The sequence below is a fragment of the Propionibacterium australiense genome (assembly GCF_003666605.1).
In the GTDB taxonomy this organism is placed as follows: Bacteria; Actinomycetota; Actinomycetes; order Propionibacteriales; family Propionibacteriaceae; genus Propionibacterium; species Propionibacterium australiense.
This window is the reverse complement of the sequence record NZ_RCIV01000008.1, coordinates 100109-114474: the sequence shown is the minus strand read 5'-3', so window position 1 is coordinate 114474 and position 14366 is coordinate 100109. Positions and strand designations below refer to the sequence as shown.

General features: G+C 71.5%; 13 protein-coding genes. 6 read left to right on the top strand and 7 right to left on the bottom strand.

Features of this window, described 5'->3' with window-relative positions:
* Window positions 1–700 (bottom strand): hypothetical protein (locus tag D9T14_RS07900; RefSeq protein ID WP_220668342.1); only part of this gene is annotated, 700 nt, incomplete at its 3' end.
* Window positions 701–1115: 415 nt separating this feature from the next.
* On the opposite strand from D9T14_RS07900, the gene D9T14_RS07895 reads away from it, so the two are divergent.
* Window positions 1116–2558 carry a mycothione reductase gene (locus D9T14_RS07895; RefSeq protein ID WP_119161760.1) on the top strand — a complete coding sequence of 481 codons (1443 nt, stop codon included), beginning with the start codon at window positions 1116–1118 and terminating at the stop codon, window positions 2556–2558.
* The gene (locus D9T14_RS07890) at window positions 2551–3813 is read left to right on the top strand and encodes a glycoside hydrolase family 3 N-terminal domain-containing protein (protein ID WP_119161761.1); all 1263 of its coding nucleotides are present in this window, start codon (window positions 2551–2553) and stop codon (window positions 3811–3813) included. Before D9T14_RS07895 ends, D9T14_RS07890 begins: the two co-directional genes overlap by 8 nt.
* 63 nt (window positions 3814–3876) lie before the next feature.
* Here the strand turns inward: D9T14_RS07890 and D9T14_RS13330 are convergent, their stop codons facing one another.
* Window positions 3877–4077, bottom strand: coding sequence for a hypothetical protein (locus D9T14_RS13330; protein ID WP_126464262.1), 201 nt, complete (start codon window positions 4075–4077; stop codon window positions 3877–3879).
* Between the two features lie 66 nt (window positions 4078–4143).
* Here D9T14_RS13330 and thiM point away from each other — a divergent pair, with 66 nt between their 5' ends.
* From thiM to D9T14_RS07870, 4 genes are read left to right on the top strand one after another with little or no spacing between them, the layout of a single operon-like run.
* Window positions 4144–4947 (top strand): hydroxyethylthiazole kinase, encoded by an 804-nt coding sequence (gene thiM, locus D9T14_RS07885; RefSeq protein ID WP_119161762.1) that lies wholly within the window; start codon window positions 4144–4146, stop codon window positions 4945–4947.
* Window positions 4944–5603 carry a thiamine phosphate synthase gene (thiE, locus tag D9T14_RS07880; protein ID WP_119161763.1) on the top strand — a complete coding sequence of 220 codons (660 nt, stop codon included), beginning with the start codon at window positions 4944–4946 and terminating at the stop codon, window positions 5601–5603. Before thiM ends, thiE begins: the two co-directional genes overlap by 4 nt.
* Window positions 5600–6412 carry a bifunctional hydroxymethylpyrimidine kinase/phosphomethylpyrimidine kinase gene (thiD, locus tag D9T14_RS07875; RefSeq protein WP_119161764.1) on the top strand — a complete coding sequence of 271 codons (813 nt, stop codon included), beginning with the start codon at window positions 5600–5602 and terminating at the stop codon, window positions 6410–6412. The genes thiE and thiD overlap by 4 nt, the downstream gene beginning before the upstream one ends.
* Window positions 6399–7073, top strand: coding sequence for a TenA family protein (locus tag D9T14_RS07870; RefSeq protein WP_182482065.1), 675 nt, complete (start codon window positions 6399–6401; stop codon window positions 7071–7073). Before thiD ends, D9T14_RS07870 begins: the two co-directional genes overlap by 14 nt.
* Here D9T14_RS07870 and D9T14_RS07865 read toward each other — a convergent pair.
* The 5 genes from D9T14_RS07865 to mshD all read right to left on the bottom strand — a co-directional run bounded on the left by D9T14_RS07865 (window position 7054) and on the right by mshD (window position 14166).
* Window positions 7054–7833, bottom strand: a complete 780-nt coding sequence (locus D9T14_RS07865) for a phosphate ABC transporter ATP-binding protein (RefSeq protein ID WP_119161765.1) — start codon at window positions 7831–7833, stop codon at window positions 7054–7056. The two genes, D9T14_RS07870 and D9T14_RS07865, sit on opposite strands and share 20 nt — an antisense overlap.
* Before the next feature lie 9 nt (window positions 7834–7842).
* Window positions 7843–9723: an ABC transporter permease subunit gene (locus tag D9T14_RS07860; protein ID WP_119161766.1), complete on the bottom strand. Its 1881-nt coding sequence runs from the start codon at window positions 9721–9723 to the stop codon at window positions 7843–7845.
* Window positions 9724–10121: 398 nt separating this feature from the next.
* Entirely contained in the window at window positions 10122–11030 is a 909-nt protein-coding gene (locus D9T14_RS07855) for an NUDIX hydrolase (protein ID WP_119161767.1), read from the bottom strand.
* Complete coding sequence (locus tag D9T14_RS07850) at window positions 11027–13195, bottom strand: RNA degradosome polyphosphate kinase (RefSeq protein ID WP_119161768.1); 2169 nt, start codon at window positions 13193–13195, stop codon at window positions 11027–11029. The genes D9T14_RS07855 and D9T14_RS07850 overlap by 4 nt, the downstream gene beginning before the upstream one ends.
* The gene (mshD, locus tag D9T14_RS07845) at window positions 13195–14166 is read right to left on the bottom strand and encodes a mycothiol synthase (RefSeq protein ID WP_119161769.1); all 972 of its coding nucleotides are present in this window, start codon (window positions 14164–14166) and stop codon (window positions 13195–13197) included. Before mshD ends, D9T14_RS07850 begins: the two co-directional genes overlap by 1 nt.
* Window positions 14167–14366 lie beyond the last annotated feature (200 nt).

The window sequence follows — 14366 nt, the reverse complement described above, 5'->3', positions numbered from 1 at the left end:
CCTCAAACGCCGCAGCGACGGTGTTGACCCAGTTGACCTCGTTGGTGTTGTTCGTCTCGAACGAGGCCAACGCGGTCGTGATCCCAGAGGTGTTGATCTTGCACCAAGAGCACCGCTCCGCGAAATCAGTGATCGCCCCCTCCAGGGTGCCCTTCTGTGTCACCACAGTGTCGTTCGCACCCGACACGTTCGACGAATACGCCCGCAGATCATCAGGACACGCCGACGACACCCCACCGGCGGCACCCGGAGCCGGCTCGGCCCACGGGGTCGTCACCGGATCATGAGGCTCCGGCATAGGGACATGCTCCGCGCCCACAGGTGGCTTGTCTGTTCCTACCCGATCATCCCACCAGCTCTTGATAGCCCATTCTTTTTCCTGCCGGTCGGCCCACTCCTTGGCCTTCCGGCGACGCTCCCGCTCGGCCGCCGCGGCCTGCTTCAGTGCCTCCACCTCGGCAGCCAGATCATCCAGCGCCGAAGCAATGTTCGTGCAGTCCGTCGACGCGGCCTTCGCATTCGACTCGAACACATCCGCGTAATGACCCCGAAACTCCGTCAACGCGGTCGTAGCCCACCCCGACCGCGAGGCCCCCTGATCCTTCAACGTGCCCGACAACACCGTCGCAGCAGACTTCACCCCATCAGCCGCACCATCATCAAACGGCACCGGCTCGTCATACGCACCAAGATCAACCATGGCGGCTCCATCTTTCGTGCGGGCTCAGGGGGTGGGCCCAGCTCACAGGTCAGTGAATCACCGAGGGATGGGCTGTGGCAATGGTCTCGATCCTCAAGACGATCGGGCAAAGCCCCATCCTGCGGTACTTGTGTGTCATTCCACGAGAGCCGCAGGTTCAGCCCTCTGGGGCCGCGGGAAGAGGCCTTCGCCTTACAAGCCCCGTGGCCCCGTAGACGCTGTGGTCCTGCCTGTGATCCTGCGGTTCTTGGGTGTCTTCTCACGAAGACCGCAGGGGCAGCGGGCAGGGCGGCGTCGGCCGTGCGCTCGCCCTGCGGTTCTCGTGCGTCTTCTCACAACGATCGCAGGGTCAGCGGGCCGGGCGCGTCGGCCATGCGCTCGGGTCTCACCGCTGGTCCGTGCAAGGATATGGGGCATGGCCCAAGAGCACTTCGACATCTGCATCATCGGTTCCGGGTCGGGTAACTCGATCATCGATGAGCGATTCGACGACAAGACGATCGCCCTCGTCGACCACGGTGTCGGCGAGGACCTGTGGTTCGGCGGGACCTGCCTGAACGCCGGGTGCATCCCCACGAAGATGATGGTGGTGCCGGCGAGCATGGCCGCCGGTGTCGAGCACGCCGCGCGGCTCGGCGTGAACCTGCACCTGGACGGCGTCGACTTCGCCGCGATCCAGCAGCGCGTCTTCGGCCGGACGAACGGCATCGCGCAGGCCGGGCTGGCCTGGCGCGAGTCCAACGAGAACGTCACCGTGCTGCGCGAGGCCGCCGCCTTCGTCGACGAGCACACCCTGCAGGTGGGACGCCGGACGATCACCGCCGACCAGTTCGTCATCGCCGCCGGCTCGCGCACCCGGATGCTGGACGCCCCGGGCCTGGACGACCCCGACCTGGCCGGCATGATCCACACCTCCGAGACGATCCTGCGTATCAAGCAGGTGCCCGGCCGCCTCGTCATCGTCGGCGGCGGCGTCGAGGCCCTCGAGTTCGGCCACATCTTCGCCTCGTTCGGCTCCCGGGTCACCCTGGTCAACCGCTCCGATCGGCTGCTGCGCAAGATCGACGAGGAGGTCGCCGGGCGCGCCACGGAGCTGGCCGCCCAGCGTTTCTCGGTGCGCCTCAACCAGCGGCTCTCCTCGGTGGAGCCGGCCGGCCGCGGCGGCCTGCTGCTGCGCTTCACCGATCCCTCCGGCACCGAGTACCGCTACAACGCCGACGCCCTGCTCCTCGTGCCCGGCAGGGTGCCCAACGGCGACCAGCTCAACGTCACCGCTGCCGGCGTCGACGTCGACGCCGGAGGTTTCGTCGTCACCGACGAGTACCAGCGCACCAGCCGGCCGCACATCTGGGCGCTCGGCGACGTCTGCGACCCCCACATGCTCAAGCACGTGGCCAACGCCGAGGCCCGCACCGTTCAGCACAATCTGCTGCACCCCGACGAGCCGGTCACCCGACCGACGGTGCCGGTGCCGCAGGCCGTCTTCAGCCAGCCCCCGATCACGGCCGTCGGCGCCACCGAGCAGGCGCTGCGCGAGGCCGGGACCGACTACGTCAAGGTCATCCAGCCCTACGGCACGGTCGCCTACGGCTGGGCCCTCGACGACGAGACGAGTTTCGTGAAACTGCTCGTCGACCCGGCCACCCGCATGCTGCTGGGCGCCGGCGTCATCGGCCCCGAGGCCCCCGAGCTCGGCCAGCTGCTCGTGACCGCGATGAGCTTCGGCATCGACGTCGGCACGATGGCCCGCGGCCAGTACTGGGCCCACCCCGGGCTCGCCGAGGTCGTCGAGAACGCGCTGCTGTCGGCCGTCGCCGAGTGCGACAGGCGCGCCGGACAGGGGGCCGCGCATGAGTGAGCGACCCTGCGCGCACGGCACCGGCCCGCTGGCCGTCCCACGCCGCAGGCGCCCCCGCGGGGTCACCGGCGTCGTCGGGGCGGTGCTGCTGGCGATGGCCGTCTCCGGCTGCGCGATGGGCCCCTGGGGCGCCGGCGGCGGATCGTCGCAGCCGTCATCGGCGGCCCGCTCGGGCGGCCCCGCGTCCAGCAGGACGAGTCCATCGGCGGACGGCTCCGGCACGGCCCAGCTCGACTCGGCCTGCCGGGACGCCGCCGCCGGGATGAGCCTGTCCGCCCAGGTGCAGACGCTCTACATGGGCGCGGTCACGCAGAGCACCCCCAGCGCCGCCGTCAACGAACTCGGCCAGCAGATGGTGGGTTCGGTCATCCTCGTCGCCAGCCCCACCTCGATGAACGCGGCCAAGACCCTCACCGACGCCCTGCACAGGCAGGACCCGGAGGCCCTCATCGCGGTCGACCAGGAGGGCGGCGAGGTGACACACCTGAGCGGCGAAGGGTTCACCCCGATCCCGTCGGCCGCCGAGCAGGCCACACAGCCCGCCGAGCAGATCACCGAGAACTGGACCACCTGGGCCGGTGAACTCGGGCAGGCCGGCATCAACTACGACCTCGCACCCGTCGCCGACGTCGTCACCGCCGAGATGGCCACCAGGAACCAGCCGATCGGCCTGCTCGGCCGCGGCTACGGCCAGACACCCGGGGACGTCACCGCCAACGCCGGCGCCGCCCTCGCCGGCATGCGCAACGCGAACATCCTCACGAGCATCAAGCACTTCCCGGGCCTGGGTGACGTCACCGAGAACACAGACTTCGCCGTCGCCATCGACACCACGACCACCGCCGACAGCGACACGGTCAAGGTGTTCGCCGACCTGGCGGGCAGCACCGATTCGGTCATGGTCAGCTCGGCGATCTACCAGCAGATCGACCCCGACAACCCGGCCGTCTTCTCGTCCACGATCGTCACCGGCCTGCTGCGCGAACAGCTCGGCTACGAGGGCGTCATCATCTCCGACGACCTCGGCTCCGCGGTGGCCCTCGAGGCCTACCCGGTCGCCGAGCGCGGCACCCGCTTCCTGCGGGCCGGCGGCGACCTGGCCCTGGACGTCGACCCGTCCACCGTCAACGACATGGTGCGCGACACGATCAAGGCCGCCGAGTCCGACGAGGAGTTCGCCGCCCAGATCACCGACAAGGCGGTGCGCGTCCTGGCCATGAAGCAGCAGGCCGGCGTCTACAGCTGCGGCGGCTGACCGCCCGCCCGGGCGGCCCACCGCGGTACTGCCGGCCGACGGGCTCAGGTGCCCACGACCCGATCATGCCGGGGCGGCCGGACGCTCCGCCGTCTGCTCCCGTGGGCGGATGCCCTCACGGGCGATACCGGAGGACGGGGCGAGTTCCCCGTCCCCGTGGGCCGGGGCCGCGGTCCGCTGCACCTCGCCGGGATGCCACTCGTGAGCCCCGGTGGGCCTGGGGTTCTGCGCCTCTCGTTCGGCTGCTAACGTTCGCGGTGACACGGGGTGCCACAGGCTGAGATCACACCCGTCGAACCTGTCCAGTTAGCACTGACGAAGGGATGTCGCATGTCTGCTCACGCGACCGCACGCATCGTTCTCGATCGGCTGAGGGCCAGCACACCGCTCATCGGGTGCATCACCAACTCGGTCGTCACGAACTTCACCGCCAACGTCCTGCTCGCCCTCGGCGCGGCGCCGGCCATGGTCGACATCGCCGGAGAGACCGGGCCCTTCGCCGCCGCGGCAGGCGGCCAGCTCATCAACGTCGGCACGCCCACGCCCGAACAACGCCTCGCATCCGTCGAGGCGGCCGATGCAGCCAACCGGGCCGGAACCCCGTGGGTGCTCGATCCGGTGGCCGTCGGCAGCCTCGTGCACCGCACCGCCCTGGCCCGCGAGCTGGTCGCCAGAGGCCCCAGCTGTGTGCGCGGCAACGCCTCGGAGATCATCGCCCTGGCCGGCTCCGGCGCCGGCGGTCGAGGGGTCGAGAGCGCCGACGACGTCGAGTCCGCGCTCGACGCCGCCGGAACCATCGCCGAGCGCTTCGGCTCGGTCGTGGCCGTCTCCGGGCCCGCCGACGCCATCGTCTCAGCAGGCCGCGTCGTGCGCGTCGGCGGCGGCTCGGCCATGCTCACCCGCGTCACCGGCGGCGGCTGCGCCCTCGGCGCCGTCATCGCGGCCTTCCTCGCGGCCGGCCGCTCGGCGGGCGTCAGCGACGCCGACGCGGTCGTGTCCTGCCACATCGCCTACTCGGCCGCCGCCGAGATCGCCGCGGAGAACTCCTCCGGGCCCGGCTCCTTCCAGCCGGCCTTCCTCGACGCCCTCCACCGCCTGGACGGCGCCGACCTCGAGCGGATCGAGCTGTCGTGAGGCCCGCCCCCGATCTGAGGCTGTACCTGGTCACCGATGAGCCACAGTGCGCCTCGGCCGGACGCAGCGTCCTGCAGACGGTCGTCGCTGCCGTCGCAGGCGGCGTCACCTGCGTGCAACTGAGGGCCAAGGACAGCGACGGCGGACCGTTCCTCGCCCAGGTCGTCGAGGTCTGCCGCGCCGTCGGCGACCACGTGCCCGTCATCGTCAACGACCGGGTCGACGTCTTCCTGGCGGCCCGCGAGCTCGGGGCGTCCGTGGCCGGCGTCCACATCGGCCAGTCCGACCTGCCCGCGCCCCTCGTCCGCGCCCTCATCGGCGACGACGCGTTCCTCGGCCTGTCGGCCAGCACCGACTCCGAGATCATCGCGGCGCAGACCGAGGGCGCCTGCGACCACCTCGGTATCGGGGCGGTGCACGACACCGCGACGAAGACCGACGCGCCGGGCGGGCTCGGCGTGGCCGGGGTGGCCCGGGCCGCGTCCCTCGTCGGGCTGCCCGCCGTGGCCATCGGCGGGGTCAAGGTGCCCGACATGGCCCCGCTGGCCGCCGCCGGCCTGGACGGAGGGGCCGTCGTCTCGGCGATCTGCTGCGCGCCCGACCCCCGCCGGGCCGCCGCCGAACTGCTCGCCGCCTGGACGGAGGGCCTGCGATGATCGTCACGGCGCTGTCCATCGCCGGTTCCGACCCCAGCGGCGGGGCCGGCATCCAGGCCGACCTGAAGTCCTTCAGCGCCAACGGCGCCTACGGCATGTGCGTCCTCACCTCGCTGCCCGCCCAGTCCACCCTCGGCGTGCGGAGCGTCTTCGTGGTGCCCGTCGACGTCGTCCGCGACCAGCTCGACACCCTGCTCGACGACATCACCCCGGACGCCACGAAGATCGGCATGCTCGCCACCGCCGAACTCGCCCGGGCCGTCGGGCGGTACCTGCCGCGGCTGACCAGCACGGTCCTCGATCCGGTCATGGTCGCCACCAGCGGCGACCGGCTGCTGGACGCCGACGCCGTCGACGAGGTGCGCCGCCTGTGCACCATGGTCGACCTCATCACCCCGAACCTGCCGGAGGCCGCGGTCCTGCTCGGGCGCCGGCCGGCCACCAGTGTCGACGAACTCGTCGAGCAGGCCGTGGCCCTGCGCGGTCTCGGCGTGCGCCGGGTCCTCGTCAAGGGCGGGCACCTCGACCGGGACGCCACCGACGTCTACGTCGACGAGGACGGCCCGGTCCTGCTGCGCGGGCGACGCATCGACACCGCCAACACGCACGGCACCGGCTGCACGCTGTCCTCGGCCATCGCCGCGCTGCGGCCCCGCTGCGACAGCTGGCCGGAGGCCGTGCGGCAGGCGAAGGAGTACCTGACGGCCGCCCTCGCCGCCGCAGACGAGCTGCGGATCGGCCACGGCCACGGTCCCGTCCACCACTTCCACGCGTACTGGCCGCGGGAGGGTGACCGTGAGCTTCACTGACGACCTGTGGCGGTGGACCGGACCGATCCGCGCGGCGATCGACGAGCTGCCCTTCGTCAGGGCCCTTGCGGACGGCACCCTGCCGCGTGAGCATTTCGACTACTACATGGGCCAGGACGCGCTCTACCTGGGTCAGTACGCCCGCGCCCTGGCGGGGGCCGCCGCCCTGGCCGACGATCCCGAGGAGCTCGTCTTCTGGGCCGAGGGCGCCCGCGACTCGATCGTCGTGGAGCGGGCCCTGCACGCCCAGTACGTCGATGTCGGATCCGGCGCCGAGCCCTCGCCCACCTGCCGGGCCTACACGTCGTTCCTGCTCGCACAGTCCGCCCGCGGAGAGTACGGGGTGCTGGCGGCCGCGGTGCTGCCGTGCTTCTGGATCTACCAGGACGTGGGCGCGCGACTCATCACCACGGCCGGTGACCTGGCCTTGCACCCCTACGGCGACTGGATCGGCACCTACGCCGACCCGGTCTTCGCCGAGCAGACCCTGAGGGTGCGCGGCATCGTCGACCGGCTCGCCGGGCAGGGCGACGAGTCGCTGCGCGGCCGCATGGCCGCGGCCTACGAGCAGGCCAGCAGGTACGAGTGGATGTTCTGGGACGCCGCGTGGCGCATGGAGGGCTGGCCGGGTCCGGCCCGGGTCAGCCGAGCCGGCCGGTGATGTAGTCCTCGGTCTGCTGGTGGCGGGGATTCGAGAAGACCGTCGCGGTGTCGTCGTACTCCACCAGGCGGCCGGGGGTGCCGGGCCCGTCGGTGCTGAAGAACGCCGTGCGCTCACTGACCCGGGCCGCCTGACGCATGTTGTGGGTGACGATGACCACCGTGCGGTCCTCGCGCAGCCGCCCGATGAGTTCCTCGATGGTCTGGGTCGAGATGGGGTCGAGTGCCGAGCAGGGCTCGTCCAGCAGCAGCACCTCGGGTTCGACGGCGACGGCGCGGGCTATGCAGAGGCGGCGTTGCTGGCCGCCGGACAGGCCGGTGGCGGGCTCGTCCAGCCGCTCCCGGACCTCCTCCCACAGATTCGTGCTGCGCAGGCACGTCTCGACCACGGTGTCCGCCTCGGCCCGGCCGAGACGGCGGTTGGTCAGGTGGACCCCGGCCAGCACGTTGTCGCGGATCGACATGGTGGGGAAGGGGTTCGGCTGCTGGTAGACCATCCCGACGGTGCGGCGCACCCGCACCGGGTCGACCATGCGGCCGTAGATGTTGGTGCCGTCGAGCAGGACACGCCCCTCGACGCGGGCGTTCGGGATGAGTTCGAGCATGCGGTTCATGGCGCGCAGCATCGTCGACTTGCCGCAGCCCGACGGCCCGATGAAGGCCGTCACCGAGCGCGGCTCGATCGTCATGCTCACGTCCTGCACGGCCGTCAGGGCGCCGTAGCGGGCGCTCAGATGCCTCAGTTCAACGCGTCGGGCCATCGGTGCTCCTCATGTGATGTTCCTCGGGCCGAGCCGCGCCGGGATGAGCCGGCCCGCCAGGTTCAGCGCGACGACGATGGCGACCAGCCACACCACGCCGGCCCACAGCTCACCGGGTTCACCGGCCGCGAACCGGTCGGCGACCCAGCCCGGCAGGCTGCTCGCCGCGGCCGTCGGTTCGCCCGGCCCCGCCAGGACGAGCATGAGCGAGGCGGCGCCGAGCGCCCGCGAGACGGCCAGGACGGCTGCCTGGACCAGGCCGGCGGAGGCGGTCGGCAGCGTGACCCGGAGGATGACCGACCACGTCGCCGCCCCGAGCGCCAGCCCCTGCTCGCGCAGCGCGACGGGGACGAGGCCGAGCATCTGGGTGGCGCCGCGCATGAGGTAGGGGATCATCACCGTGCACAGCGCGGCGACGGCCGCCCCCCGTCCCGGGACGCGGGCCGGGCCGGACAGCAGGACGAACACCATGAGGACGAGCAGCCCGGCGGTGAGGGCCGGCACGCTCACCGCGGCGTCCGCCAGGGACGAGACGATGCGCGCCCCGCGCCGACCGGAGTACTCGCTGGACCACACGGCGCCGGCCAGACCGACGGGCACCGAGACGGCGGCCGCGACGGCGATGGTCACCAGGGTCCCGCCCACCGGGGCCAGCACTGATGCGGAGAAGAGCACGCCGGCCCCGGCCGTCGCGGTGAGGACGACCCGGGCGAGCAACGCGGCCAGGGGCAGCACTGCCAGCGCGAAGGCCACCGCGCACAGGTCGTGGCAGGCGGCGTCCACCGCGTTGCGCGGGCCCTCGACGGCGAACATGACGAACTGGTGGACGAGCGGATAGGCCAGGGCCGCGCCGATGAGTGTTGCCGGCAGGACGGCGGTGCCGGACAGGACGCCGAGCAGGGCGGCGACGAGCAGGCAGGCGCCGGCCAGCGCGGCGTTGGCCCAGCGGGGCAGCCTGACGCCGGTCAGCGAGCTGTCGATGGCGCGGGCCCGGGCGGTGGCCCCGGCCGGCCGGCCGGCGCCGCGTTCACGACGCACCCGCACCGGTGGGCGCCGTGCCAGCAGCGCCCGCACGCCGAGACCGAGCACGAGGCCTGCGAGTACGACGGCGAGCACCGCCACGATGAACCGGCCGAGTTCGTCCCCGCCGGCGAGCCGGGCGAGATGCCAGGCCTGCGAGCGCGAACCGTCCGGGGCCAGCCGCAGCCGATCGGGGCGGAGGCCACTGAACAGCGCCACCAGGGTGAGGGCCTCGGCGAGAGCGCGGGCGAAGGCGAGTGCCGCCGTCGAGCGCAGGGTCTGAGCCGAGAACGGCAGGACGGCCTGACGGATCATCTCCCAGCGGGTGGCGCCGAGAGCGAACGATGCCTCCATCCGGCCGGCCGGCACCTGCCTGAAGACCTCCCGGCTCAGCGCGGCGACCGTCGGCGTGACGGCCGCCGTCAGCGCCAGACCGGTGATGACGGCCCGTTCGGCGTTCCTGCGGGACGGGTCGATGACCCCCTGCGCCACGAGGAGGTACGAGATCGCCGGGACGGCGGCCAGCAGGTCGATGGCGGCTCCGAGCAGTCGCCGCGCCGGGCGCGGCGCGAGCCTGGTGGCGAACAGCGCGGCCCCGGCGCCGACCGGCACGCTCACGCCGACGGCCACGGCAGCGGCACCGAACTCCCAGACCAGGAGCGGCCCCAGCCCGCTGCCCGAGGTCTGCGGGGCGCTCGCCGACTGGGCGGCCAGGAAGACGACGAAGGCCGCCAGGACGAGCACGGTGAGTCCGGTCCCGGCCCGTGCCAGGGCCGCCGCGAACCGGTCTCCGGTGCCGCGGCTGCCGGTGAGCGCGGTCGCCGGGTCCTGCGGCGGCGCCGCGGGCGGTCGCGTTGCTGCACTGCTCATCGGTGCGGAATCCTCGGGTCGGGTCGGGGCGGGTGCGGTTCATCCGCCGACACCGAGGCTATGCGGTGCTGGCGGCGCGTGCGAGTGCCCCTGGTCCGGGATGCCGGGAACACGCTCGCCCGACCGCCCGGTTCGGTGGGGGATCCTCGGGTCGGGTCGGGGCGGGTGCGGTTCATCTGCCGACACCGAGGCTGTGCGGTGCTGGCGGCGCGTGCGAGTGCCCCTGGTCCGGGATGCCGGGAACACGCTCGCCCGACCGCCCGGTCCCGTGGGCCCTCACCTGTCGTCAGCGCGCACCGTCAGTGCTCTGAGCCGGTGGCCGGGACCCAGCAGGGGTCTCCTGCCAGTGCTGCTGCCGTGCGTGTCCCCGAGAGCGATCGTCCGGTCCCCAGGGGGCCTCATCCGACGGCGAGGTGCGACTCGGTGTCGAGCACCTGCCCGTCGGGGCCGATGTGCAGCACGAGCGACTGACCCGGGTGCATCGGGGTCCGGTCGAGGTCCAGGCCGGCCTGCATGGCGGGCAGCACCGGGCGGTGCCCGCACACGAGGGCCCGGACACCGGGGTCTGCCCCGGCCGCCATGCGCAGCTCGGCCATGTAGGCCGACACCTGCTCGTCGTTTCCGTCGGCAACCTCCTCGCTCAGCAGGGCGATGAGCTCCGGCGCCGTCCCGGTCTCCTCGGCGTAGGGCTCGACCGTCTGGACGCAGCGCGTCGACGTGCTCGAGACGACACGGTTAACCCCGTAGGCGGAGAACAGGGCGGGCAACCGCGCCGACTGGCGCTCACCGCGCGGGGCCAGCGGGCGCAGCCAGTCGTCGCCCTTCCACGCCTTGCGGGGGCTCGCCTTCGCGTGCCGGGTGAGGACGAGCACCCCGGTCGGCCCCTGCCGGTGGATCTCGACGGCGCGGGCCAGCAGCGCCCGCTCGTCCGCGTGGGCGAGCAGCGCATCCGCCTCGCCGACGGTGGCCCACAGCACCTCGTCGGCCTCGTCATCGCGTAGGGACGGCGTCTCGTCCACGGCGACACCGAGCCACCAGTGAACCCGCTTGTGGTCGGGGCCCACCAGGTAGTCCAGCGGTGGTAGGGGACGTGTCAGGCGTACCCGCACCCCGGTCTCCTCGGCCACTTCTCGCGCCGCGGTCACCGGCAGCTGCTCGTCCTGCTCCTGATGGCCCTTGGGCAGCCCCCAGGTGCCGTAGCGCGGGACGTGCTCGATGAGCACCTGGATGCGCCCGCCCCTGACACGCAGGACGACGGCGCCGGCCGCCCAGATCCGGGGTTCGCCCTTGAGGGCGCCGCTGGTCATCGGTCCTGCCGGATGCCGGGCCGCTGGACGTGCAGGGTGCGGCGGGATGGGTTGATGCTCTGGCGGCGCATGGCGGTCTTGGCGATGAGATGCTCCTGGATGTCGAGTTTCGGGTTGCCGTCGGCGTCGAGCGTGTCCGGCCGCCACTGGCGGTCCGTGAGCTTCCAGCTGACCGTGCCCTCGTCGAAGGCCAGGTCGAAGAGTTCGCCGATCTCGGCGATGTGACGCTGGTTGGTGATCGAGACGATGGCCTCGACGCGGCGGTCGAGGTTGCGGTGCATCATGTCGGCCGAGCCGATGCCCACCGTCGGGTGCTCGTCGTTCTCGAACCAGAAGATGCGCGAGTGCTCCAGGAAGCGGCCGAGTATCGAGATGACCCGGATGTTCTCGCTCAGCCCCGGCACGCCCGGCCGGATGCCGCAGATGCCCCGTACCCACAGGTCGACCTGGACGCCGGCCAGCGATGCCCGGTAGAGGGCGTCGATGACCTGCTCGTCGATGATCGAGTTCACCTTGATGCGGATGCGGGCCGGCCGGCCCGCCCGCTTGTGCTCGATCTCGCGGTCGATGGACTCCAGGATGCCGCTGCGCACCCCGTTCGGGGCCACCAGCAGCCGGCGGTACTCGGTCTCGGCCGTCATCCCGGACAGGTGGTTGAACAGCCGCGAGACGTCGTCGGTGACGATGGGGTTGCAGGTCAGCAGCCCCATGTCCTCGTACTGGCGGGCCGTCTTCGGGTTGTAGTTGCCGGTGCCGATGTGGGCGTAGCGGCGCAGGCCGTCGGGTTCGTCGCGCACCACGAGGATCAGCTTGCAGTGGGTCTTGAGCCCTACCATGCCGTAGACGACGTGCACGCCGTGGCGCTCCAGCTTGCGCGCCCAGGCGATGTTGTTCTGCTCGTCGAAGCGGGCCTTGATCTCGACCAGGGCGAGCACCTGTTTGCCGGCCTCGGCCGCTTCGATGAGGGCGTCGATGATGGGGGAGTCCCCGCTGGTGCGGTAGAGCGTCTGCTTGATCGCCAGCACCTGCGGGTCGGCGGCCGCCTGCTCGATGAAGCGCTGGACGCTCGTCGCGAAGGAGTCGTAAGGGTGCTGCAGCAGCACGTCGTGACGCTTGATCGCCTTGAACAGGTCGGCCTCGCTCGAGGTCTCGACCGGGGCGAGGTCGGGGTGCGTCGTGGGCAGGAAGTTCGGGTACTTCAGATCCTCCCGGTCGACGTCTGCCAGGTCGAACAGGCCGGTGAGGTCCAGCGGCGCGGGCAGCTTGAAGACCTCCTTCTCCGAGATGTCCAGCTCGTTGACGAGCAGGTCGAGCAGCTCGTCCGAGACGGTCTCCTCCACCTCCAGACGCACCGGGGGGCGGCCGACCTTGCTGCGCAGCAGCTCCTTCTCCAGGGCGAACAGCAGGTTCTCGGCGTCGTCCTCCTCGACCTCCACGTCCTCGTTGCGGGTGATGCGGAACAGGCACGAGCTGGTCACCTGCCTGCCGCTGAACAGCTCGGACAGGTGGTTGACGATGACCTCCTCGAGTGGGATGAAGCGCGTGGGGGTCAGCCGGATGAAACGGTCGAGGATGCGCGGCACCTTGACGCGGGAGAACTGGCGGGCGTCGTTGGCCGGGTTGCGCAGCAGTACGCCGATGTTCAGCGACAGGCCGGAGATGTACGGGAACGGATGCGAGGGGTCGACGGCCAGCGGCGTGAGGACCGGGTAGATGCGCTCGGTGAAGAGCTCGTCCATGCGGGCCTTCTCCTCGTCCGTGAGCTGGTCCCAGCTCAGCAGGTCGATGCCCTCGGCCTTCAGGGCGGGGAGGATGTCGTCGCGGAAGAGCGCGGTCTGGGAGTCGACGAGTTCGTGGATGCGGGTGAGCATCGCGTCGTAGAGCTCACGCGGGCGCATGCCGGTGATGGAGGGCATCGCCACGCCGGCGTCGATGCGGCGCTTTCGGCCCGCGACGCGGACCATGAAGAACTCGTCGAGGTTCGAGCTGAAGATCGCCGTGAACTTGGCGCGCTCGAGAAGGGGCACGCGCCGGGCGTCGCGTGCCAGGTCGAGGACGCGGTTGTTGAAGGCCAGCCAGCTCAGCTCGCGTTCGGAGTAGCGGTCCTCCGGCAGCGCATCGGGCTGGTCCTCCGGCGGGATGGCCTGGTCTGGGCTGGCGTTCATCAATTCTGCTCCTGGTCTGCCTCGGCGGGGACACGCGCGTAGGCGGTATCCGTGGAGGTCACCTGGAAACCCGAGGACTGGTACATGTGCACCACCCTGGGGTTGCCTGCCTCGACGTACAGGTCGATCGCCTGGGCACCGCGGTCCTGCATGTGCAGGATACCGGCATCGAGCAGCGCCCGGCCCACGCCCCGGTGCTCCCAGTCGGGATGGACACCGAGGACGTAGACCTCGCCGCGCCTCGTGCCGGCGACGGTCTCGATCTTCGTCCAGTGGAAGCCGACGATCCGGCCGGCGTCGTCACGTGCGACGAGCAGCCCGGCCGGGTCGAACCAGTCCTGGCTCATCCGCGCCAAGGCGTCCGCGGCCGTCATCGCGCCCTGCTCCGGGTGCTGCTCGAAGGCGGCGTGGTTGACCTCGACGAGGCGGTCCAGGTCGTCGCTGCGGTAGGAGTCCAGCCGCAGTCCCTCGGGAAGTCCCGCGGCACGGCTGACCTCGCAGGGAAGCGTCATGCTCATGACGAGCAGGCCGCGGACGGGACGCAGGCCCAGGCTCGCGGCGAAGCCCTGTGCCGGTGGCTGGCTGCCGAACGCCCACCACATCAGGCTCTCGGGGATCGGGGCGTTCTCGTTGCTGGCGCGTGCCAGGCTGGTGTGCCCGACCACGGCGCGGGCCAGCGCGGTGCCGATGCCACGGCGGCGGGCGTCGGGGGCCACCATGATCTGCACGGTCTGCTCGCGGCCGTCCCAGTGGGCGTAGCCGAGGAGGCTGCGCCCGCTGCTGCCGATGGGCCCGGATTCGCGGGCCAGCCAGTGGCTGCGCAGGTGGGCGTAGCCACCCAGCGCGAGCCTGGCCGACTCGTTGAGCGGCATCACGCCGTCGGACGAGGCCACATCGGCGGCGAGGGCGCGGACGAGATCGGCGTCCGGTTCGGACAGGAGGATGGCCGGAGGCGTGATGACGATGCTCATGACCTCAAGCCTAGGCGCCACGGGCAGCCCGATTCTGGTGCCGGGCGGCACCTTTCAAACAGTGCGGCTGCGACGCCGACCCGGTGAGAAGTCTGTCAGGGCAACGGCGTGAGCGGGTACTCGTACCTGGGGAGGGCATGCCGAAATTGACGGGATGTGGCGGTTCCGGCTCTGTTTGGGGTAAAAACGGCCACATCCTG